At 64.0% G+C, this 23005-nt stretch carries 21 protein-coding genes; 15 read left to right on the top strand and 6 right to left on the bottom strand.

Translation table 11 applies throughout. The annotated features are described in order from the left end of the window. The first annotated feature begins 52 nt into the window (after positions 1-52). Positions 53-1549 (top strand): NCS1 family nucleobase:cation symporter-1, encoded by a 1497-nt coding sequence (locus tag SIL87_RS18290; RefSeq protein WP_319615579.1) that lies wholly within the window; start codon positions 53-55, stop codon positions 1547-1549. A gap of 39 nt (positions 1550-1588) precedes the next feature. Here SIL87_RS18290 and SIL87_RS18285 read toward each other — a convergent pair whose 3' ends face one another. From SIL87_RS18285 to SIL87_RS18275, 3 genes are all read right to left on the bottom strand, one after another. Beyond that, positions 1589-2935, bottom strand: coding sequence for an MFS transporter (locus SIL87_RS18285; protein ID WP_319615578.1), 1347 nt, complete (start codon positions 2933-2935; stop codon positions 1589-1591). Further along, entirely contained in the window at positions 2928-5675 is a 2748-nt protein-coding gene (locus tag SIL87_RS18280) for a bifunctional YncE family protein/alkaline phosphatase family protein (RefSeq protein WP_319615577.1), read from the bottom strand. The genes SIL87_RS18285 and SIL87_RS18280 overlap by 8 nt, the downstream gene beginning before the upstream one ends. Before the next feature lie 98 nt (positions 5676-5773). After that, positions 5774-8080 (bottom strand): TonB-dependent receptor, encoded by a 2307-nt coding sequence (locus SIL87_RS18275; RefSeq protein WP_319615576.1) that lies wholly within the window; start codon positions 8078-8080, stop codon positions 5774-5776. Positions 8081-8622: 542 nt separating this feature from the next. Between SIL87_RS18275 and SIL87_RS18270 the strand changes: the two genes are divergently transcribed. The 4 genes from SIL87_RS18270 to SIL87_RS18255 all read left to right on the top strand — a co-directional run bounded on the left by SIL87_RS18270 (position 8623) and on the right by SIL87_RS18255 (position 11637). Then, a complete protein-coding gene (locus SIL87_RS18270) occupies positions 8623-9081 on the top strand; it encodes an energy transducer TonB (protein ID WP_319615575.1) in 459 nt (152 codons plus the stop codon). Between the two features lie 33 nt (positions 9082-9114). Next, a complete protein-coding gene (locus SIL87_RS18265; RefSeq protein ID WP_319615574.1) occupies positions 9115-9825 on the top strand; it encodes an NRDE family protein in 711 nt (236 codons plus the stop codon). 69 nt (positions 9826-9894) lie between these two features. Then, entirely contained in the window at positions 9895-10413 is a 519-nt protein-coding gene (locus tag SIL87_RS18260) for a DUF2244 domain-containing protein (RefSeq protein WP_319615573.1), read from the top strand. 69 nt (positions 10414-10482) lie between these two features. After that, positions 10483-11637, top strand: coding sequence for an MFS transporter (locus SIL87_RS18255; RefSeq protein ID WP_319615572.1), 1155 nt, complete (start codon positions 10483-10485; stop codon positions 11635-11637). Positions 11638-11755: 118 nt separating this feature from the next. On the opposite strand, the gene SIL87_RS18250 is transcribed toward SIL87_RS18255, so the two are convergent. The 3 genes from SIL87_RS18250 to groES all read right to left on the bottom strand — a co-directional run bounded on the left by SIL87_RS18250 (position 11756) and on the right by groES (position 14458). Further along, entirely contained in the window at positions 11756-12337 is a 582-nt protein-coding gene (locus SIL87_RS18250; RefSeq protein WP_319615571.1) for a TMEM175 family protein, read from the bottom strand. Positions 12338-12448: 111 nt separating this feature from the next. Next, a complete protein-coding gene (gene groL / locus SIL87_RS18245) occupies positions 12449-14101 on the bottom strand; it encodes a chaperonin GroEL (protein ID WP_319615570.1) in 1653 nt (550 codons plus the stop codon). A gap of 39 nt (positions 14102-14140) precedes the next feature. After that, positions 14141-14458, bottom strand: a complete 318-nt coding sequence (gene groES, locus SIL87_RS18240) for a co-chaperone GroES (protein ID WP_319615569.1) — start codon at positions 14456-14458, stop codon at positions 14141-14143. A gap of 274 nt (positions 14459-14732) precedes the next feature. Between groES and SIL87_RS18235 the strand changes: the two genes are divergently transcribed. From SIL87_RS18235 to SIL87_RS18190, 10 genes are all read left to right on the top strand, one after another. Next, a complete protein-coding gene (locus SIL87_RS18235; protein ID WP_319615567.1) occupies positions 14733-14990 on the top strand; it encodes an usg protein in 258 nt (85 codons plus the stop codon). A gap of 166 nt (positions 14991-15156) precedes the next feature. Then, on the top strand, positions 15157-15939 hold the full coding sequence (locus tag SIL87_RS18230; protein ID WP_319615566.1) for a hypothetical protein: 783 nt from the start codon (positions 15157-15159) through the stop codon (positions 15937-15939). Positions 15940-16068: 129 nt separating this feature from the next. Next, positions 16069-17472: a phage terminase large subunit gene (gene terL, locus SIL87_RS18225; RefSeq protein ID WP_319615565.1), complete on the top strand. Its 1404-nt coding sequence runs from the start codon at positions 16069-16071 to the stop codon at positions 17470-17472. Between the two features lie 3 nt (positions 17473-17475). Continuing rightward, a complete protein-coding gene (locus tag SIL87_RS18220) occupies positions 17476-18888 on the top strand; it encodes a phage portal protein (protein ID WP_405055246.1) in 1413 nt (470 codons plus the stop codon). Beyond that, the gene (locus SIL87_RS18215; protein ID WP_319615563.1) at positions 18885-19289 is read left to right on the top strand and encodes a hypothetical protein; all 405 of its coding nucleotides are present in this window, start codon (positions 18885-18887) and stop codon (positions 19287-19289) included. The genes SIL87_RS18220 and SIL87_RS18215 overlap by 4 nt, the downstream gene beginning before the upstream one ends. Positions 19290-19447: 158 nt before the next feature. After that, complete coding sequence (locus SIL87_RS18210) at positions 19448-20770, top strand: DUF4043 family protein (protein ID WP_319615562.1); 1323 nt, start codon at positions 19448-19450, stop codon at positions 20768-20770. A gap of 13 nt (positions 20771-20783) precedes the next feature. After that, positions 20784-21092, top strand: a complete 309-nt coding sequence (locus SIL87_RS18205; protein ID WP_319615561.1) for a hypothetical protein — start codon at positions 20784-20786, stop codon at positions 21090-21092. A 1-nt stretch (position 21093) separates the two neighbouring features. After that, positions 21094-21498 (top strand): hypothetical protein, encoded by a 405-nt coding sequence (locus SIL87_RS18200; RefSeq protein ID WP_319615560.1) that lies wholly within the window; start codon positions 21094-21096, stop codon positions 21496-21498. A gap of 8 nt (positions 21499-21506) precedes the next feature. Continuing rightward, positions 21507-22151 carry a hypothetical protein gene (locus SIL87_RS18195; RefSeq protein WP_319615559.1) on the top strand — a complete coding sequence of 215 codons (645 nt, stop codon included), beginning with the start codon at positions 21507-21509 and terminating at the stop codon, positions 22149-22151. Continuing rightward, entirely contained in the window at positions 22151-22996 is an 846-nt protein-coding gene (locus SIL87_RS18190; RefSeq protein WP_319615558.1) for a hypothetical protein, read from the top strand. Before SIL87_RS18195 ends, SIL87_RS18190 begins: the two co-directional genes overlap by 1 nt. The last annotated feature ends 9 nt before the right edge of the window (positions 22997-23005 follow it).

Raw genomic sequence — 23005 nt, 5'->3', positions numbered from 1 at the left:
GCGCGGTGCCGGCCGTGGCTTCAGGTGTTTCAGGTATTTTCGAGGTGTCATCATGACCGATCCCGCGCTGACCAATGCCGATCTTGCCCCGACCACCGCCGCGCAGCGGACTTGGCGGTGGTATCATTTCGTTGCGCTGTGGATCGGGATGGTGATGTGCATTCCGGCCTACACGCTCGCATCGAGCATGATCGGGGTCGGAATGTCGTGGGGCGAGGCGGTGTTCACCGTGTTCCTCGGCAATCTGATCGTGCTGATCCCGATGTTGCTGATCGGCCATGCCGGGGCGCGGTTCGGGATTCCCTATGCGGTGTTGGCGCGGGCCTCGTTCGGCACGACCGGGGCGCGGCTGCCCGCGATGATGCGCGCGCTGGTCGCCTGCGGGTGGTACGGTATTCAGACCTGGTTCGGCGGGGAGATGATCTATACGCTGATCGGGGTGCTGCGCGGCCATCCGATCGGCGGGGCGATCATTCCGGGGATCGGGATCAATGCGGCGCAGCTTGTGTGTTTCCTCGCGTTCTGGGCGATGGAGCTCTGGTATGTGATCCACGGGATGGACGCGATCCGCAAGCTGGAGACCTATACCGCGCCCGCCAAGATCGTGATCTGCGCGGTGCTGCTCGGCTGGATCTATCACCGGGTCGGCGGGTTCGGGCCGTTGCTCGACAAGCCTTCGGCCTTTGCGGCGGGGGGGCCGAAGGCCGGGCAGTTCTGGTCGAGTTTCTGGCCCTCGCTGACCGCCATGGTCGGGTTCTGGGCGACGCTGGCGCTCAATATTCCCGATTTCACCCGGTTTGCCCGGACCCAGCGGGATCAGCTGATCGGCCAGACGATCGGGCTGCCGGTGCCGATGGGGCTGCTCGCGCTGTTTTCGGTGCTGGTGACGTCGGGGACCGTGGTGATCTATGGCAGCGCGATCTGGGACCCGGTGAGCCTTGCGAGCCGGATGACCGGCGGGGCGGTGCTGCTCGCGCTGGTGTTTCTGCTGGTCGATACCATCAGCGTCAATCTGGCGGCGAATCTGGTGGGACCGGCCTATGATTTTTCATCGCTCAGCCCGCGCCATATTTCGTACCGGACCGGCGGGTTCATTACCGCGGGGATCGCGGTGGTGATGATGCCGTGGAAGATTCTGGCCTCGACCCACGGATATATCTTTACTTGGCTGATCGGGTATTCGGCGCTGCTCGGGCCGATCGCGGGAATATTGATCGTGGATTACCTGTTCATCCGCAACCGACAGCTCGATGTCGCGCAGATGTATCAGGCGGATGGCCGGTATTCGTATCGGAACGGCTGGAACATGGCGGCGGTGATCGCGCTGGGACTGAGTATCCTGCCCAATCTGCCGGGGTTTCTCAATGCGGCATTTCCGGCGGCGTTTCCCGATGTCGCGCCGGTGTTCAGGACGATCTATACCTATTCGTGGTTCGTCGGCATCGTGATCGCATCGGTCGTTTATGGCGTTCTGATGCGCGGGGTGCGCGAGGCCGAGCGGCAGCGCATGCAGGGACATATCGGGATCGCCACGGCGGGCGGGGATTGAGGCCGGGCCGTCGTTGCGGGGGCGTGGCGCGGGACGCGTTCAGCCTCGGCGACGGAGGGGGCTGACTTCGCCCGAGGCGATCCCGAGATCGGCACCGCTGCCGGTTTCGATGCCGAAGATCGACCACAGGAAGGCCCCGCACAGGCCGATCGCCCAGACCGCGAGGTTGAAGCCGAGGTATTCGGTGATGCTCAGGGTTTGCGTCGCGAAGATGGTGACGACGTAGAAGCCGATCGAGATGAACCGGACCAGCGCGGTCATGGTGCCGCGCATTGCGGTGGGCCAGATTTCCGCCTTGAACGTGTCTTCGGTGATGTAGGCGATGTTGATGAAGATGTTGAGGATGAACACGAGCGCGAGAAACCGGATGGCTTCGGTGTGCCACCATTGCCGGGTGAGCAGGATCACGAGGCTGACGCCGGTGCAGGCGATGTAGCCGAACAGGAGGGTTCTGCGCCGGCTGAGGCGATCGCCCGAGAGGAAGATCAGGCCCGAGAGCACGGCGGCGAGACCGGCGGCGAGGAGGATCTGGTCGGTCAGCGCCTTGAAGAAATAGGGGCCGACGACATAGGTGATCATGCCGTAGCCGGCGGCGTTGCCGAAGGACATCATGGCGCTGCACACGAGTTTCAGCACCATGCCGGGCTCGCGCAGCACCGCGCGGATCGAGACCGGGGCGCTTGGGAGGCCGCGCATGTCCGCCTCGATCGCGGCGAGGCGGGCGGTGGCCTGATCGGGGTAGAATTTCAGGGCTTCGCGCTCGGCGCGGGCAGGATCGATGCGGTAGAGCCAGCGGATCGATTCCGGTGTGCGGCCGCGCACGTAGAGCAGCAGGATCACGATGACGAAGCCGAAGCCGCCGACCACGGCGCGCTGGACCGGGACCGCACCGTAGGATGAGGAGAAGGCCGCGATGGCGAGCAGCAATCCGCCGATCGAGACGAAATTGACCGCCGCCATGGTCGCCTTGCCGCGATGGCGCGGCGGCATCAGTTCGTGGGAGGCGACCAGGATGGTGTTCATTTCACCGCCCGAGGCGAGCAGCATGATCGCGAGGAACAGCAGGATCAGCACATAGCCCTGGCTGAAGGCGAGGCCGAGGGCGCCGACCGCGTAGAGCACCATGGTGATGTAGAACATTTTTTTGCGGCCGAGCCGGTCGGACAGTTTGCCGGAGATCGCGATGCCGATGATCAGCCAGATCGGTGCCCAGGCGAGCAGCAGGGAGAGCAGGGATTTCGGGATGGTGACCCAGCCGGTCGCGACCGAGGCGACGCCGAACGCGTAGGATTCCGCCAGCATGCCGATGGCGAAGGAGAGGAAATTCCAGGTGTCGGTGCGGGTCCAGGTGATGCCGGTGGCGGAGACGGCGGTGCGTTCAGTCATTCGCGCGGAACGCGGAGAGCGGAGCACCTTTGGCGGCGGCATAGCGGGTGAGGGCATTCATGACGTGTTGATAGCTCGCCTTGCCTTTCGAGGCGATCCATTCCTGGCGCATCTGTTCGCCGCCCGCGACCTTGAGCAGGGAGGTCGGGGTGTAGCGGTCGCCGGGGGTGAGAGCGGCGGCTTTGCCGTGGGCGGCGGCGAAGGCCGGGGTAAGGAGTTTGCCGCTGGTGCCGGCATCGAAACGGAGCCGGGTTGCGAGGGTGCAGGTGCCGGGGTTGACCGCGCGGGCGGTTTGCATCGGCAGGGGGGTGAACGGCGCATCGTCGGGGTGGTGCGCCCAGATGCCGCTGATGACCCTTGCGTTCTGGTCCCATTGCGAGAGCGGCGGGATGTGGGTGACCGCTTCGATGGTGCGGATCAGATCGACCTGGGAATAGGGTTTGGTCATGATGGTGGCGGGCTTCACCCACGGGCCGTAGGCGACCAGGAAGGTGCGGTGGGCGTTGATGTGATCGGCGCCGGATTGCGCGTCATCCTCGGTGACGAACACCGCCATGTGGGCCCAGGCTGTGGTGTGCGACAGGGCGCTGACGATCTGCGCGGTCGCTTCATCGTTGTTCGCGACGTAATAATCGGGCGTGTAGTAGCAGGGGTTGCGCCCGGCGGTGTGGTCGTCGGGCAGCCAGATATAGATGAAGCGGGGCATGGCGGTGCGGTGGGCGGCGATCCAGCGGTCGACCACGCGGGCGCGGACGGTGTCGAGCAGCATGCGGTCCCATCCGGGATAGCCGGCATCGGTGCTGGCGAGGATCGCGGGGCGGACAGTGCCGGCGCGGTCGCGGGCGATGAATTCGCCGAAATTCTCGAAACCGACATGGTGGCGGGAGAGATCATCGAACAGGAAGCGGCCGTTGGGGTAGGAAATCCAAGGGTTGGTGGCGGGGCGGCGGAGTTTGGCGAGGTCGATATCGTCGGCGAAGGGATCGTCCGGGTCGGTGTTTTTCGCGGGCGTCGAGAGGGGTTGGGTCCAGCCCGGATTACCTTGCAGGCCGCGGTTGGAATAATACTGGCCCCAGGTGCGCTGCACGAAATCGGAATCGCTGGCGGCGGTGGTCCATTGATGGCCCTGGGCGGTGACTTCGCCGTCGGCGTCGAAATCGACGAAGAGCGCGCCGGTGGCGGCCATGTGATAGAGGTTGGGCAGTTCCTTGCGGTCGTAAAGGTCGAGCTGCGGGTCGGCCCAGTGGCCGAGGCCGGGATAGCGGCCGAATTCCTCGTCGAAGGTTTTGTTCTCGCGCAGGATCAGGACGACGGTGTGGATGCGGCGGTCGAGGCGACGGGTGACGCGGGCGTTGCGGGCGGCGAGGGCGGCGCGCTGTTCGGGCAGGAAGTGGTTGTCGGCGAGGGCGGCCCGGGTGAAGGCGGTTTGGGCCGATGGCGCGGGATGGCGGGGGATCTGCTGGAGCAGGCCGTGCATCATGTCGCCGACCCATTGATGGTCGAGGTTCGGGCCGGAGCCGAGGCCCTTGGCGGCGACGGCGTAGAGGTGATGTGGGGTGACGGCCAGCGCGGTGGGATACCAGCCGGTCGGGGTGAGGCCGCGTTCGGCGCCGGTGCGGGTATCGATGGTCATGATGTCGTCGTTGCCGGCGTTGGCGACGTAGAGGCGCGTTCCGTCGAGGGCCAGGGCGTCGGGGTAGGAGCCGGAGGCGGCGTTGCGGTAGGGCAACACCGAGATGCGGCGGAGGATTTTGCCGGTGGTGGTGTCGATTTCGACGATTTGATCGCCGTTGGCGAGGGCGACGTAGAGATGTGGGGTGGAGCGGCGGCCAGCGAGGGCGATCGGGTGGAGTCCGGCTTCGATCGAGGTGGCGGTGAGGTGGGGGCCGACCGCGATTTTGGCGAGGAGTTTCATCGTGGTCGGGTCGACCAGGGCGACCGCGTTGTCGCCCCAGAGGGAGACCGCGAGGATTTTGCCGTGATCGGCGAAGGCGATGGCGTTGGGGTATGCGCCGACGTTGAGGTAGGTGGTGGCACCGGTGGCGAGATCGATCCGCGCGAGGCTGTTGGCGAGCAGGCCGGTGGTGAATACATGATGCGCGGTGGCGGCCACGGCATCGGGGAAGAAATAGCGGGGGTGGGACTGTTTGTCGGCTTCGAGACCGGCGGGTTTATGAACGTCCGCGTGGTGGGCGCCCTGATAGACATAGGGGTACTGGTTGTGCGGGAAGGGTTGCCAGATGAGGCGGTAGGTGTGGATGACGCGCGGGGTGGGACCGGCAGTGTCGATCGCGAGGATGTCGTTCGAGGCGCCGCCCGCCGCGTAGAGCGTGCCGGTCGGTCCGGTTGCGAGGCCCTGGAAGAAATCCTGATGCTTGAGCACCTGGGCACCGGAGGGCAGCGGGGTTTTCAGGGGTTTGGCGAGGCCGATCAGCGAGGTCTCGGCGGTGAGGGTGGTGCGGTCATAGAAGGCGATGGATTGCGCGCGGGAGGCACCGTTGGCGAGGACGGCGATGCGATGACCGAGAATCGCCACGCCGGTCGGGAAATTCGGGGTGGCGACGATGGTGCCGACCGGTGCGGCGAGACGACCGGCGGGGAGGGTGTGGGTGTAGGCGGCCTGATTGGCGCTGGTGATCGTGACCGGGGCGTCGGGCGGGCCTGACCAGGCGCCGCAGGCCAGCGCGGTCAGGGTGAGGGCTATGATGGCGATTCCGGTCGAGGGTCTGGATGCCGGCACGCGGGGTGCTCCCTTTGGATGAGTTCGAGACTGCCGGAAGCGGGCGCTCCCGGCAATGCCGGTGCCCGCGACCGGGGGATTGTCCGTGCGGTTCGGGATCAACTCAGCTTGAGCTTGAGGCCGAGGCCGATGAAGACCGGGGCGCCGGTTTCGACCGCGATGTAGTTCGGGCTGCCCTTGGGACCGCCGCCGATCTGCTGGTATTCGTAGGGGTTGTAGTTGGTGTCGAACAGGTTATCGACATAGGCGTTGAGGGTCCATTTGTGGACATAGGGCGACCGGGTTTTCCAGCTGTAGCCGATGTTGAGATCGACGATGTTGTAGGGGTGGACGGCGGGCAGGGCGGCGGGGGAGCCGAGATCGGTGTTCATGTGCCAGGGGCCGACCAGACTGTCGGTCAGTTTGGTGGTCAGGCCCGATTTTTTATACTGGACGCCGAAGTTGAGGTTGTAGAGCGGCACGCCGCCGACCAGTTCGCCATTGTAGACGCTGGCACCATCGTTCGCGAGGTAGTTCGAGGTGTATTTCGCCGATGTGTAGTCGTAATTGACGTAAACAGAGAGCTGCGGGGTGAGGGCGGCATCGATCGATGCCGTGGCACCCTGGTAGAGCGCGGTGCCGACATTGTACTGGATGGTCTGGCCGGTGGCATTGTTGTAGTAATAGCCGAATTTATTGCTGAAGCTGCGGCGGAAATAGGCGAGGGTGGTTTTGATCTTGCCGATATCGTAGCGCACGCCGGTGTCGATCGCGTCGACATATTCCGGGCGCACCAGTTCGAGGCCGGGGGTGGGGGCGTTGCCGATCACGGAATAATAGGCGCTGATATTGGGAACTTTGTAGACGCGGCCGTAATGGGCATAGAGGTCGAGGTTTTTCAGGGCCTCGTAGCTGACGCCGAACGAGGGTTCGGAGTAATTGAAGCGGTTTTTCACTGTGCCGGCATAATTATAGTAATAGCCGCTGATATCGTTGGATGTTGTCAGGACCGTGTAGTATTTGAGGCCGGGTGTGATGCTCAATTTGTTGTTGAGCAGGCGGATGTGGTCCTGGATGTAGATATCGGCGTAGTTGCGCAGATCGTGTTCGTCCCACGCGTCGTTATAGCCGTCGGTGGTGGGGACGTTGCCGGCACCGTACCAGTATTCGGCGCTGTGATCCTGCGAATGGATGTAGAGGCCGCCGACCGTGATGGTGTTGTGCGGCAGGAGGAAGGACAGTGACGGGGTGACGCCGATATTGTTGAAATTGTCGATATAGCGCTGATATTGAGTGCCGTTATAGCTGCTGCCGAACAGGGCGGTTGGGTTGTAGGTGTTGTCCGGGATGCCGTTGGGCGCGGGGTTGGCATAGCTTTTGAGCGAGGTCGGCAGGGGATAGCCGCCGAAACCGCCGACATAGGCCGCGTTGGAATAGGCGGTGCGGTCGTTATTGTCCTGGGTGTAGAACAGCTTGGCGCGGGCGACGACGTACTGGTTGATGATCGAGCGCCAGCCGACGATGGTGGTGAAGGATTTCGTCGTGGTGCGGTTGTTCGAGATGTTCAGGGGATATTGAAAATCGCTGCCGTATTGTTGAACCAGTGCGAGAGGGATGGTTTCGGGCTGCTGGGCGCGTTCGGCGTTGTTGATCAGGATGAAGGAGAATTGCGAGCGGCCTTCGTCGTATGGCTGGAGGGCCGAGAGGTAGGCGTTGTTGTTGATCGAGAAGACGTGCTTGAGGTAGCTCTGATAGTTGGTGTGATAGAAATTGCCGTAGAGTTCGGTGCCTGTACTGTTCAGCGCGCCGGAGTTGATCGAGATGCCGCCATTGTCGAGTCCGCCTTCAGGGTTGCTGGCGTAGGAACCTCCGTGGCCCGAGATGGTGGCGTAGAATTGCGGGGTGGGCAGTTTTGGCAGGTAATTGATCGTGCCGCCGAGTGCGTTGATGCCGGTTTCGGACGGGGAGTTGGCGCCGCTGTAGATCACGACGCTGTCGAACTGGCCCGAGGCGACCGGTGACAGGGCGTGGTCCGAGCCCTGGCCGTTGGTGCCGCCGCGAAAGGCGTTGATGATCGGCACGCCATCGAACTCCATGCCGACCTGATCGCTGTTGAAGCCCTGATAGGTGAAGGTGGTGTCGCCCGCTGTGAGGTTGCCGGGGTTGGTGTTGCGGACGGTGAACCCCGGCACGGTTTTCAGCACGGATTGGAAACTCTGGACCGGGCTGGTGTTGCGGACGGCTTCCTTGCTGACCGAGCCGGTGCCGCGCTCGGCACGTTCGATTTTTTTGATCAGCTTGATGTCGATGGCGCTGGATGCGGGGGTGACGACCTGCGCGTGGGCGGCGGCGGTGAGGGCGATGGTGCTGGAGAGCGAGAGTAGCAGGATTTTGGTTGCGCGCGATGGGGTGGGGCGAGGCTGCACGGGGTTCACCTTTATGACGGGTTCGGTGTCGAAAGGTGCGACGGCGTGACCCTTCGACCGGGGGGCGTTATAGCTTCGGGTCGTGACGGTTCCGTTGCAGCGGCGCGGCAGTTCGATGAAACCGGGGGGATCGCGGCGCGTTCGGGGTGGGTGTGGCGGTGCGGTGACAGGGCGGCGACGCGGCGGCGTTTCACTGGCAAAGCGGCGTCGGGGAGACGCGAATGACGCGGTGCTGACATTGTGGGGCGATCGGCGGAGTTCTGATCATCCAATCCCCTCATTTGGCAAAAACGACCAAAAATTATGCATGTGTATTTGGTGCAGTGTGATGTAAACTGAGAGATCAGTTAATAATGCGCGTAAATAGGCTCACTAGATTGTGATGTGACCGTTTATGTTCGAAAAATAGGCATTGTGATCGGGCTTGGGATTGGCGCGGCCCTCCCTAGGTCAGGCCGGTATCGATACAAGGCGGGATCGTGGGATTGTAACTCGGAGGGTAATCGCTTTATCCAAACCGAACACGGCAGACGAGTTGGGTCATGAAGACAGGTTCGACTTTTGCGGCAGGGCTTTTGCTTGGGACCGGATTGCTGGTTTGCAGTCTTTCGGTGGCGGGCGCTGACGATCCGGGGTCGGTCGGCCATGGTGATTGGTATTCCTCCACCGTTATCCGCCCCGCGCCGGGCTCGCAGTATCGGGGCGTGGTGGATCGCGTGTTGTTTGATACGTTCGGCCATGGCGGGACGGGGCGCAATCTTTATTGCGAGGGCCCGGCGATCGTGCGGTTTCGGATCGCGCCGGATGGTAAGGTGAGCGGGGCTCGTCTCGTGAAGCCGAGTTTAACTGCGGTGAATGCGAGGTTGCTCGCGACGATCAGCAATCTGCGGTTCCCTGCGTTCCCTGCGGGAATGACGGTTCGTTCGCTGACGGTGACGTTTCGCTATGGAATATGGGATCTGGCCAGACCGTATCTTGCGGCGCGAACCAACTGCCGATGAGCGGCCCGCTTCGATTGTGGAATTGAGGCGGCGATGTGTTCCCTGATCCTTTCTTTCGATCCTTCGGCTCGATGGCCGGTCGTGATCGCTGCAAATCGCGATGAACGGATCGACCGGGCCTGGGACCCGCCGGCGCGATACTGGTCGGGAATTACCGCAGGCCGGGATCGTCTGGCCGGGGGAACCTGGCTGGGGGTCAATGATGACGGGGTTGTCGCGGCGTTGCTGAACCGGACGGGCAGTCTTGGGCCGCAGCCGGGCAAGGCGAGCCGGGGCGGGTTGCCGCTCATGGCCTTGAAGGAACGGAGTGCTTCGGCGGCGCGCGACCGTGTGGCGCGGGAAGAGCTGGAGCGGTATCGCGCATTCAACCTCGTGCTGGTTGATGCGAGCGGCGGCTGCGTGTTGCGCAGTGAGGGCACCGGGACAATCGCGACGAGGGTGCTGGCACCGGGGATCACGATGATCACAGCCTCCGATCCGAACGATATGGGCAGCCCGAGGATTGCGCGTTACAAGCCGTTGTTCGAGGCGGCCGCGCGCCCCGATCCCGCGAGCGGTGACTGGCGGGAGTGGCAGGCATTGCTGGCGGCGCGAACACCACCGGTGGACACCGCGCTCAATGTCGGGCCACACGAGGGGTTTGGCACGGTGTGCTCGAGTTTGGTCGGGCTGGCGCCGGGCGAGGTTCGATTTCGGTTTGCGGATGGGCCGCCGGATATCGTGGGGTTCAGGTCGATCATGTGATGGCGTTTTGCAGTGCCGGGATGGTGGATTTCTGCTTGCGATCCGGCAAATAAATGCGAAAATGGGGATATGTCAGATACGACGGACACGATCGAGGCGCCGGGACCGATTTTCGAGGCGATCCTGACGCCGCACCGGAGCATGAGCCGGCGCGGCATGTTTATCGTGTTCGGGGTGATGGCCGCGGGCTCGATGCTGGTGAACGGGTTGATGTATTATCTGGGCGCGTTGCCGGTGATCGGGTTCGACGTGGTGGATCTGCTGCTCGCGATCATGCTCTATGCGATGAACATGCGGGGCGGACGGGCCTCGGAAGTGATTTTGCTGACCGAGGACGGGTTGACGATCACCCGGACCTCGCCGCGCGGGCGGCGCAATCAGATTGCGATGGCGCCAGGGTGGCTGCGGGTGCAGCTTGAGGAGACGGCGGGGAGTAATCCGGTGCTGTCGATCGTCAACCGCGAGGCGAAGCATATCGTGGGCACCGATCTGGGCGGGGCGGAGCGGCGGGATCTGGCGGAGGCGTTGAAAGCGGCGTTCGCGCGGCTGCGGTCCCCGCGTTTCGACAACCCACAGACGCGAAATTAGAACAGGTTTTCCGCTTCTTTTTTTCGTGAAACGGGCGCTTTCTGCGCGCTTCACTTTTTGCGGTTGTGTATGCCCTTACCCTTGATTGCGCTGATCGTCGCGAGTTTCGCGATCGGCACCAGCGAATTCGTGATTGTCGGCCTGGTGCCGGAACTGGCGCGGGACTTCGCGGTATCGGTGCCGCAGGCGGGGTATCTGGTGACCGCCTACGCGCTGGGGGTGACGTTCGGCTCGCCCTTCGTCGCCGTGCTGGTGGGGCGGTGGCAGCGGCGGACCGCGCTGATTTCATTGATGGGCGTGTTCGTGCTGGGCAATGCCCTGTGCGCACTGGCACCCGGTTATTGGACGATGATGGCAGCGCGGATCATCACCGCATTGTCGCACGGGGCGTTTTTCGGGATCGGGTCGGTCGTCGCGGCGGATCTGGTGCCGCGCGAGAAACGGGCGCGGGCGGTGGCGCTGGTGTTTCTTGGTCTGACCATGGCCAACGTGCTCGGGGTGCCGGCCGGGACGATTCTGGGGCAGGCGGCGGGATGGCGCGCCACGTTCTGGGCGGTGATGGCGATCGGGCTGGTGTCGATGGCGGCGATCGCGGTGCTATTGCCGAAAGGGATGCCCGGAGGGTCCGGGCGGTTGCTGAACGAGGTGCGGATTCTGGGGCGGACGCAGGTGCTGCTCGCGATGCTGATGGCGGTGCTGAGCTCGATGAGCCTGTTCAGCGTGTTCACCTATATCGCGCCCCTGCTGGAGCACGTCAGCGGGTTGTCGCCACATTGGGTGAGCGTGGCCTTGCTGATTTTCGGGGCGGGACTGACCGCCGGCGGGCTGCTGGGCGGGCGGCTGGCGGATCGGCACTCGGCGCGGACCATCGTGCTCACGTTCGCTGCACTGGCGGTGATTCTGGGCGTGCTGCGGCTGGTGAGCTTCAGTGGCGTGCTGGCGATCGGCGTGCTGCTGGTGTGGGGGGTGGCCGTGTTCACCATGGTGTCGCCGCTGCAGACGCGGGTGATCGATTTCGCGCGGGATGCGCCGAACCTTGCCTCGACCATCAATCAAGGCGCGTTCAACCTGGGTAACGCCGCCGGGGCATGGATCGGCGGCGCGGCGCTGGGCATCGGGGTGAGCTACCTCGACCTGCCGCTGGTGGGAGCGGCAATGGCGGCACTGGGACTGATCGTGGCACTCTGGACATTCCGGCTGGAACGACACGCCGCGCGCGGATGATATCGGAGGGCTGGGGGTTGTGGCCGCTTATGCAAGCCAGACGGGGGACTTTGCCACCTCGACCCCCACTGAGGGCGGAGCCCTTGGAACCCGCTCGTTTCAGGCAAGGGGAGGGCGATCAGTCTTCGTGTGGGAGTGCTTGTTCGACCCGGCGGTCCGGGATCAGCCAGAGGAGGGCGACCAAGGCGTAGGTTCCGTCGGCGAGGGTGGTGTTGATGAAGGCGAGGAGGATGCCGGTGGTGTAGAGGAGGGGGGAGGTTTTGCCTTTGAGGTCGCGCCCGATGGCTTTGGCGAGGGGTGATCCGGTGCCCTGGGCGCGGATGATGGTGGTTTGCAGGGTGAACCAGGCGAGGGCGGGCATCAGCAGGGCGGTACCGTAGAGGGCGGTGGGGATGGCGGCGGTGTGGTGGGTGCCGACCCATGCAGTGGCGAAGGGGATGAGGGAGAGCCAGAACAGCAGGTGCAGGTTCGCCCAGAGGATGGCGCCGGTGACACGTGGGACGAGCTGGAAGAAATGATGGTGGTTGTTCCAGTAGATGGCGACGTAGATGAAGCTGAGGATGTAGCTGACGAAGGTGGGGGCGGCGGTGGCGAGCGCGGCGAGGCTGGTGCCGTGCGGGAGTTTCAGGTCGAGCACCATGATGGTGATGATGACGGCGATGACGCCATCGGAGAAGGCGGTCAGGCGGTCTTTTTCCATTGCGAGGAGTCTTTCATGGTTTGAGAACCGGCGCAATGTGAGGGGGCGGGCAAAAAGAAAGGCCGTGGATTGCTCCACGGCCTCTTTGACGTAACTGCGGTGAGGGCTGGATCAGAAATCCATATCGCCCATGCCGCCCATGCCGCCCATTCCGCCGCCGCCGCCACCCTGGGGTGCCTTTTTCTCGGGGCGTTCGGCGACCATGGCTTCGGTCGTGACCAGCAGGCCGGCCACCGAGGCGGCGTCCTGCAGGGCGGTGCGAACGACCTTGGTCGGGTCGATGATGCCGGCCTTGACCAGATCCTTGAACTCGCCGGACTGGGCATCGAAGCCCCAGCCATACTCGTCCTTGTCGAGCACTTTGCCGGAGATCACGGCACCGTCTTCACCGGCGTTTTCGGCGATCTGGCGCATGGGCACCAGGATGGCCTTGCGGATGATGTCGATGCCGAAGCGCTGGTCGTCGTTGTCGGCCTTGACCTTGGAGAGGATCAGCGAGGCGCGGGCCAGGGCGACGCCGCCGCCGGGGACGATGCCTTCTTCGACGGCTGCGCGGGTTGCGTGCAGCGCGTCATCGACGCGATCCTTGCGCTCCTTGACTTCGGCTTCCGACGAACCGCCGACGCGGATGACCGCGACGCCGCCGGCGAGCTTGGCGAGGCGTTCCTGCAGCTTCTCGCGATCGTAGTCCGAGGTGGTTTCCTCGACCTGCGCGCGGATCTGGTTGCAGCGACCGGTGATGTCGGCCTTTTTGCCGGCGCCTTCGACGATGGTGGTGTTTTCCTTCTCGATCAACACCTTCTTCGCGCGGCCGAGCATGGCGAGCGTGACGGTTTCGAGCTTGATGCCGAGGTCTTCGCTGATGACCTGGCCGCCGGTGAGGATCGCGAGGTCTTCCAGCATCGCCTTGCGACGATCACCGAAGCCCGGAGCCTTGACGGCTGCGATTTTGAGGCCGCCGCGCAGCTTGTTCACGACGAGGGTGGCGAGGGCTTCGCCTTCGACATCTTCAGCGATGATCAGCAAGGGCTTGCCGGACTGGACGATGGATTCGAGCAGCGGCAGCATCGGCTGGAGGCCGGAGAGTTTTTTCTCGTGGATCAGGATGTAGGGGTTATCCAGGTCCGCGACCATCTTTTCCGGGTTGGTGATGAAGTAGGGCGAGACATAGCCGCGGTCGAACTGCATGCCTTCGACGACGTCGAGCTCGGTCTGAATGCCTTTGGCTTCTTCGACGGTGATGACACCCTCGTTGCCGACCTTCTGCATCGCTTCGGAGATCATTTTGCCGATTTCGGCTTCGCCGTTCGCGGAGATCGTGCCGACCTGGGCGGTTTCGTTCGGGTTGTTGATTTTTTTGGTGCGCTTTTTGAGCTCTTCGACAACGGCGACGACGGCCTTGTCGATGCCGCGCTTCAGGTCCATCGGGTTCATGCCGGCGGCGACGGCCTTGACGCCTTCGCGGACGATCGCCTGGGCGAGCACGGTGGCGGTGGTGGTGCCGTCACCCGCGAGGTCGTTGGTTTTCGAGGCAACTTCGCGCACCATCTGCGCGCCCATGTTCTCGAAGCGGTCGGCGAGCTCGATTTCCTTGGCGACGGTGACGCCATCCTTGGTGATGCGCGGCGATCCGAAGCTCTTTTCGAGGACGACGTTGCGGCCTTTGGGGCCGAGGGTGACTTTTACGGCGTTGGCGAGGAGGTCGACGCCGCGGAGCATGCGCTCACGGGCATCGGCTGAAAAACGGACGTCTTTAGCAGCCATAATGGTGTTCCTTTTGCAGAATTAGGGGGTCGGGAAGGTTCAGGCGGCCTTTTTCTTGGTGGCCGGCGTGCCTTCGATGACGCCCATGATGTCGGATTCCTTCATGATCAACAGCTCTTCGCCGTCGAGCTTGACTTCGGTGCCGGACCATTTGCCGAACAGGATGCGGTCACCGGCCTTGACGTCGAGCGCTACGATGGCGCCGGCTTCGTTGCGGGCACCGGCACCGACGGCGATGACTTCGCCTTCCATCGGCTTTTCCTTGGCGGTATCGGGGATGATGATGCCACCGGCGGTCTTTTCCTCGGCGTTCAGCCGGCGGACGACCACGCGGTCGTGGAGGGGACGGAATTTCATCGGATCGCTCCTGATTTGGTTACAGTCGTAAACGGCTCAGCCGGCGCCGACCCTGATGAGGCATCGGTCGCTGCTAGCACTCTCATCGGGAGAGTGCCAGACACATAAAACCTGGGTGGCATTGTGTCAAGACCGGCAGCACTTGGGGGTTGTGAGTGCTAATGTGTTGATAACGCGGATTTTTCTTGCCAGCCCCCGGGGGTGTCATGCCATGTTCATCAAAGAGGGACGCGGTGGCGCAGGGCTCTTTCAACGGGTTCGATGAGGTGAAACCATGAGTTTGAGCAAGCAATTACAGGGGTATCGGCTGACGACGGCGGAGATTCTATATCATTTGCCGGATCATCCCGGAGTGTTGCAGAGTTTTGTCTGGCAGGAGCTGGACATTGCGCCGCGCTATCCGGTGTTGCACGGGTTCCTCGCGTTCTGGGCGCGCCAGATCGAGGGGCGGTTGCATTCGGTGCGGGTGGGGTCGGCGGCGTTGATATCGCCGGGGGAGATGCGGCATGGGACGCTGATGATGCTGCAGTAGCGTGGCGCGGCGGACACGGCGCCGGATTTTGGGCGCCGTGGTCTTGATTGTTAAGTGAATTTTAACGATTCGGTGCGATAAGTGTCGGGTGGCACGGGATCGGATCATGGCGCGCTTGGGACGACGACTCAGACTGATTGTCGGGATTTTGGCTTTGGCGGAGGCCATGCCTGTCGCCCGGGCCGATGGTGGGGCCAATGCGCTCAATCCGGCGGTGGTGGCGGCTGAGACTAGGGTTTCGCTCGGGTTTGCGATTCAGGGCACACGGTATGGCGAGAATTTCGCGGGTACGTCCGATCAGGAAAGCGGAGTGTTGCCCGGTTTGACCGCAGGGATTTCGCGGTTGGGGCCGCTGCTGGGGATCTCGGGGGTCTATACCGGCGTGGTGTACGATTTCGCGGGTGGCCCGCTCACCTATGACGGCTATGTTCAGGGCGGTCCGGGCGCGGGGCTGGCACCGTATACCGCCACCGATCATGCGCGGTTCAATTCGCTTGAAGTGCGGCTGGGGCGCGGGGTGGCGCTGTCGCCCCGGGTGGATATTATTCCGTTCGTCGCGGCGGGTTATCAGAACTGGTATCGCGATATCGGCGGGGCTGGTGGGTATAGCGAGTTCTACCGGGCGGCGGTGGCCGGGTTGGGGGCACGGGTGGATGTGGCGGTGACCGACCGGCTGGTGGTGTCGGCGACTGCCGAAGGACTGGCGGTGATCGGCGGGCGGGCATCGGCACCGGCGTTGGGGTTTGCGGGAGATTTCGGGACCAGTGGCGAGGAGGCGGTGCATCTCGGCGCGGATTGGCGGCTGGGCAATGCGCTTCATCTGTTCGCCGGGCTCGGGCTGCGGCATTTCGATTATACCGGTTCGGGGCTTGATAACGGGATTTATGAGCCGCCGAGCAGTACGTTGATCGTGCGCAGCGAGGTGGGAGTCACGTTCGGGTTCCGGTGAAGCCTGCAAAACCGCGATTTTCCGGTGATTTGAAAATAATTTCTAACTATACGTTATTTTAGCTTTCCCACCCGCCCCGCTTTGGACTATAGGTTCTTTCATGATGAGGCTTTGTGTACGGACACCGTGGTGAGGTGTTCGAGGGCAGAGGCCGCAGGGCCGGTTCATGCCGGAGCGATCGAGGCGGGGGACTTCAAGTCATTTGCCGGGATCATTCTCGCCGGGTCGGGTCAGACGCCGGCGAAGCATCACGTCGCGTTGATCGATGCATTGCAGCGTGTGGCGTGCGGAACCGTCGACCGGTTGATGGTGCAGATGCCGCCGGGTGCCGCGAAGTCGACCTTCGCATCCGTGATGTTTCCGGCGTTCTGGCTGGCGGCGAAGCCACGGGCCGAAGTGATCGCGGTGTCGCATACCGCCTCGCTGGCCGAGCATTTCGGGCGGAAGCTGCGCGGCTTGATCGCGGAGCAAGGGACCGGGTTCGGATTGACGTTCGAGGCGAACAGCCGGGCGGCGACGCGGTTCGGCGTGGCGAATGGCGGGCAGTATTTCGCAACCGGCATACGCGGGCCGATCACTGGCCGGCGCGCCGATCTGATTTTGATCGATGATCCTATCAAGACCTGGGCCGAGGCGGATAGCCGGGTGGCGCGGGACGCGGTGTATGACTGGTACCGGGCGGAGTTGCTCTCACGGCTCAAGCCGGGGGGGCGGATCGTCTTGGCGATGACCCGTTGGCATGAGGATGATCTGGCGGGGCGGTTGAGCCGCCATGACGGGGACTGGACCGAATTGCGGTTTCCAGCTCTGGCTGAGGCCGGCGATCCGCTCGGGCGGCCTGTGGGTGAGGCGCTGTGGCCGGAATGGGAGACCACCACGTCGCTCCTGCGCAAGCGGGCATCGGTTGGCGAGCGGGTGTTCAGCGCGCTCTACCAGCAGCGCCCGATCGGGGCCGAAGGGCGGGTGTTCGAGATTACCGGGCTGACGGTGGCGATCGACGTGCCGCCGGTGGTGCGGACGGTCAGGGCGTGGGATCTGGCGGCGACTGTTGCGGTCGGCCGGCGTGATCCGGACTGGACGGTGGGGCTCAAGCTCGGGCTGCTGGCGGATGCGCGGCTGGTGGTGCTTGATGTCGTCCGGTTTCGGGCGGGGCCGGCGGACGTCGATCGGATCGTGCTTGAGACGGCGCGGGAAGATGGGAGTGCCACGACGATTTCGCTGCCTCAGGACCCGGGGCAGGCCGGGATCTCGCAGATCGTGCATTTCAAGCAGAGGCTGGCGGGTTTCAATGTCGTTTCGAGTCCGGAGACCGGCTCCAAGATGGTCCGGGCGTCCCCGGCGGCGGCGATGATCGGGTCCGGGCAGTTGTTCGTGCTCGACCGGGCGTGGACCCCCGCGCTGATCGACGAGATTCAGGCTTTTCCGGATGGAGACAAGGATGATCAGGTTGATGCGCTCTCACGCGCGGTGGCGACGATTGCGGCACTACCGACGGGCAGCCGGATGGTTCGGCACACTCTGATGGGGCGGTGAAGAATGTTCGAGACGATCTGTCAGACGATACCGGCGGACCCGCATATGGCACCGCGGGCACGGCGGTTGGAGATTTATCGGCGCGTGCTGGACGGGACCATCTATGATGGGCTGCCCTATGCGTTCGGCGATGAGCGGAACGGGGCGGGAGAGTATATTCCGCTGCGGGCGCGGAGGCCTTCGGTGCGATACGGGCTGTGCCGGATCGTGGTCGAGGATTCGGTGTCGCTGCTGTTCAGCGCGGGACATTTTCCCGCAGTGGATTGCGCGGATGCCGGTGTCGAGGCGTTGCTCGGCGAGGTGCTGCGCGAGTGCCGCCTGAACGAGGTGATGATCGATGCGGCGCTGCGCGGCGCCGTGGGGTCGGTTGCGGTGCTGATGCGGGTATTGAAGGGCCGGTTGTTTTTTTCGGTGCTGGAGACGCAATATCTGACGCCGGTATGGCAGGTGGATGCGCCCGATACCCTGGCTTCGGTGACCGAGCGCTACAAGGTGCGGGGCTCGGAACTGCTGGCGCAGGGCTATGGCGAGGTCGATCCCGCGCAGTATTACTGGTTCCAGCGCGTCTGGGATGGGGCGGCCGAGATCTGGTATCGGCCGCAGAGCGTGGTCGAACCCGCGCCATTGGAAGTGGATAACGAGCGGAGCGTGCGGCACGGGCTGGGGTTCGTGCCGATCGTGTGGATCCGCAATCTGCCGGGGGGCGACGGGATCGACGGGGCGTGCACGTTTCGTGCGGCGATCGAGACCGGGATCGAGATCGATTATCAGTTGTCGCAGGCGGGGCGCGGGTTGAAATATGCGTCCGACCCGACCTTGCTGATCAAGGAGCCGGCGACGACCGATCGGGAACTCGTCAAAGGGGCGGGCAATGCTTTGATCGTGTCCGAAAAGGGCGATGCGAAGCTGCTGGAGATCGGCGGGACGGCATCGGCGGCGGTGATCGAGTATGTGCGGACGCTCCGGGAGATGGCGCTCGAAAGCGTGCATGGCAATCGGGCCAATGCAGACCGGCTGAGTGCGGCGCAATCGGGGCGGGCGCTGGAGCTGATGAACCAGGGGTTGATCTGGCTCGCCGATAATTTGCGGATTTCATATGGCGAGGGGGGATTGCTCGCGTTGCTGCGCATGGTGTTGCGGGCGCGGGCGCGGTTTCCCCTTGCCGTCATGGGGCGCGCGGTGCCGCCGGTGGATGCCGATGTGCGGCTGAGTTTGCGCTGGCCGCGCTGGTATCCCGCTTCGGCGGATGACCGGCTCAAGGAGGCACAGGCGATCGCGACGCTGGTGAATGCCGGGCAGCTTTCACGCGAGACGGCGGTGAAGAGCCTGGCGGCGACGCATGCGATTGCCGATGTCGCCGCCGAGATCGATCGGATCGAAAATGACGGAGATCAAATGCAGCAGGATGGGCCATGACGAACGAAATCGAGCGTGAGGATGCGGCGCCGGAGGACTGGCAGACCAGGGCCGAGGCGGCGGAGCAGGCGTTGGGGCAGATGCAGCGCGAGCATGGTGAAAAGCTCAAGCGGGCCGAACTGAAGATCGAGGCGGTGCGCGCCGGGATGGTGGATCTCGACGGGCTGAAGCTCGTCGATCTCGACCGGGTGGCCCTGGCCGAGGATGGTTCGGTGCCCGATGCGGCTGCGGTGATGGCGAAGCTGAAGCGGGACAAGCCGTGGTTGTTCGGCGGAGGGTCATCGTCCTCGACCGCAGCGGTGCCGCGGGCCGAGCCGGCGCGGGCACGCCATGCGCGGGACCTGAGCGAAGCCGACTGGCGGGCAGCCAGGGCCGAGATGTTGCGGCGATCCGGCGGGTAACCGTTACCTGACGTGTCGATCTGGTCTGATGGTTCAACATTACAGACCAGATAAATAAAAGTTTCCGGTTCTTTTTCACAAGAAAGAGCTTCTGTCTTCACCAGCCGCGATCCTCCGGGATGCGCGGTTTTTTTGCGTTGTTCGCAAGGGGATCAAACATGGGTATTTCGAATTTTCCGGCTTCGCTGCAGCCGATCATTCAGCAGGGGTTTCTGGAGCGCGAGTTCGAGCAGGCGCTGCGGTCGCGGCTGGGGTATCGGATGGTGGCGGATCGGGAGAGTTTCTCGGTTGGCATCGGTGAGACGCTGACCAAGACGCGGGCCGGGCTGATGCCGTCGGTGACGACGCCGATGGCGGCGAGCACCAACACCAATCTCGACAATGGACTGACCCCGCAGGGCTGGGGGGTCGAGCAGTATACCGTGACGCTGAATTTCTACGCGGCGACGCAGGACCTCAACATGGTGACGAGCCGGGTGGGGATTGCCTCGCAGTTTCTGCAGAACGCCTCGACCAATGGCGAGCAGGCGGCGCGGAGTCTGGACGAACTGGCGCGGAATGCGTTGTTTGCGCCGTATTTCGGTGGGAATACCCGGGTTCTGACGACGCTGGCGAGTGCAGGGCCGACCATTGCCGTCGATGATATCCGGGGGTTCACCACCGTGTACGTCAACGGCGTGCAGACGGCGGTTTCCGCCGTCAACCCCCTGACCGTGATCGTTGGTTCGAATCCGTACAGCCTGATTTCGGTGACACCAGCCCTCAGCGACCAGTCGACCGCGCCGAACGGCATTTCCGGCCAGCTGACGTTTGCCACTGATGTCAGTGTTACTGACGCTGCGGCCGGCAATCCGGTGGTTGCCGGTACGGCGAGCGCCATCGTGCGACCTTCGGGGCGTGCGACGACGGCGATGTTGCAGGCGGGGGATACCTTGTCGATGTCGGTGCTGCTCGACGCGGTGGCCACCCTGCGGATGAATGCGGTGCCGGAAGTCGATGGTGCGTATAATTGCTACCTTGATCCGGTCTCGGCGCGCCAGTTGTTTTCCGATCCCGATTTCCGGCAACTCTTTCAGGGCGCGACCTCGACCAATCCGGTTTTCCGCCAAGGCATGGTCAATGATTTTCTCGGTCTGCGGTTCATCACCACCACCGAGGCCTACGTCCAGACCGCCGGGATCACGAACGGGCTTGCAGTGCGGCGTCCGATCATTTGTGGCAAGGGCGCATTGATCGAGGCCGATTTCGCGGGGATCGGGGCGGAGGATGTGGCGCCGAAAGATGCGCTGGTCAGCATCATTGACAATGTCGCGATGGTGACGCGCGAGCCGATCGACCGGTTGCAGCAGATCATTGCGCAGTCATGGTACTGGATTGGCGGGTTCTGTGCCCCGTCCGACACCACCACGACGCCGACGACGGTTCCGACCGCGACCAACTCGAATTTCAAACGCGCCGTCATGATCGAGCATATCGGTTGAGGGGTAACTGAGCATGTCAATCGGGGCATCGTTACCGTTCCGGCCTGCCGGGACGGCATCGGTTGCGGCGTCCACCAGCGCGGCTGCGGTCGCGCTGGTGGGGGGCGGATCGAGTGTTCTCGTGTTCAATGCGGCGAACGGGATCGCGTTCGTGCGGTTCGGGATGGCGGGCGTGGCGGCTTCGGCGGGGAGCGACCTGCCGGTGCCGCCGGGCGGGCTGATGCTGGTGGATGCCGGGCGGCTCGCGACCTATGCCAGCGCGGTCCTGGCATCGGGCAGCGGGTCGGTTTTCTTCACCCGTGGTGATGGCTCGGTGTATTGAGATGTCGGGCGTCTATGACAGTGCGCCGGGGGTTCTGACCGAGGCGCAGAAGGTCGATGTGCGGCGGTTCTGCGGGTATCCGGCATATGGCGCGGGGGCGGCCGGATTCGAATCCTGGCGGTTTTTCCAGGCTTACGGGACGCTCGAATACCGGATGAACAATTTCGCGCCGTCGGAGGTGACCGTGGTGGTCAATTACCTCGCGACGCTCAATGCGCTCGAAGCGGCGGTGCCGCTTGCGAGCGGCAACCTCGATACCGATGCGGCGGCGAGCTGGCAGCATAACCGGCAGGAAGTGCGTGACCGGGATGCGTTGTTCGATGGCTGGCGGCGACGGTTGTGCGGCTTCATCGGGATTCCGCCGGGCGGCGCGCTGGAATCGACCGGCATTACCCTGATCGTTTGAGGATTTTCATGGACGGTGTGAGGCTGGCGGACCGGATCGCCTATGGCGGCGGCATGGCGGCGCGCAAGGCGGGGGTGATCTGCGATGCGTTCCGACCGCGTGACGGGGCGTGTCCGGTGGTGGCGGTGAACCGGACGGTGCGCCTGGCCGTGCTCTCGGTGCCGGTTTCGGGTTCCGCGCGGGGGCCGGCACCGTTCGGGGTGCCGTATCGGCAGCTGGTGCTCGATCAGGCCTATGTCCTGCCGGGGGATTATGTGGTCGGGCCGCTCGGGACGTTGCTGGTGGCGACCAATGAACCGCCGGCGCCGGTTCTGGGGGTGCAGTGCAACGAGACCGTCAGCGTGTGGCGGCCTGCGGGGCCGGTGCTGGCCGGGGTCAATCCGTACGGGGCGATCCTGAGCGGCGGGGCGCGGGCGATTCTGGCCGGGTTTCCGGCGGCGCTGCTGCCGGGCGGTGTGAGTGACCGCTCGCGCACCGGCCTGCCGGATGACACCAAACTGCCGGGATATGTCGGCGCGGTCGCGGCGGTGGCCGGGCTGGCGCCGCAGGTTGCCGATATCGTGCGCGATGCGCGCGGGCGGCAGTTCGTGGTCGATGCGGTGATCGCCTATGGCGGGATCTGGCGGCTCGCGCTGACCGAAAGTGTGATGTGATGGCGGATCAGTCGGATGTCGAGGCGGCGCTGGTGTCGCTCGTTGCGGCGGCGGTTTATCCGGACGGCACCGCGGCACCTTCGGTCGTGGTGGGACCGGGCGGCAACGTTGTGTGCCGGGTGTATCGGGGGATGCCGAACGGACCGACGCTGGAGGCGGATATCGCGCAGGGGGTGATGCACGCCACGGTATTCCCGGCGGATACTGCGGTGAAGAATACCACGCGGTTTCCCAGAGTGTGGCAGGCGGTGGCGCCGGTGCCGGATACGTTGACGGTGAGCGTTGACAATCTGACGGCAAGTTTTTCGGGCGTTTGCGCGGCGGGGCAATTGGCGGGGATTGCGGCTGACGGGACGATTTTTCCCTATGCGGTTCAGGCGCGGGATACACCGCCCACGGTTGCGAGCAATCTGGCGGCGCTGATGCGCGCGGCCGGCTGGCTGGTGGATTATGGCGGGACGGCGCTGACCGTGCCGGCGGCGCGGCTGTTCACCGCGCGGGTGGTGGCAGGCGGGATGTCGTTGCAGGAGATCAAGCGCCAGGTTCAGGCCTTTCGGATTTCGCTGTGGTGTGGCGATCCGCTGACGCGGGATGCGGCGGCATCGGTGATCGAGCCGGCGCTGGCGACGCCCAACTTCGTCGGGCTGGCGGACGGGTCGAGCGGGCATATCGTTTACGCGGGTGGAACCACGACGGATGCGGGCGCGGATGCGGCGCTGTATCGGCGGGATATTATTTATACTGTCGAATATCCGACAACATTGGCCGATATGACGCCGGCGATGATGTTCGGCGTGGGCGGTATTGAAGCGGATGGTGCGTTTATTGCCGGATTGTCCGGCTGAGGAGACTTC

The organism is Acidiphilium acidophilum, from assembly GCF_033842475.1.
GTDB classification, from domain to species: domain Bacteria; phylum Pseudomonadota; class Alphaproteobacteria; order Acetobacterales; family Acetobacteraceae; genus Acidiphilium; species Acidiphilium acidophilum.
The sequence above is the reverse complement of the archived record's forward strand: the minus strand, read 5'-3'. Positions and strand labels throughout refer to the sequence as shown.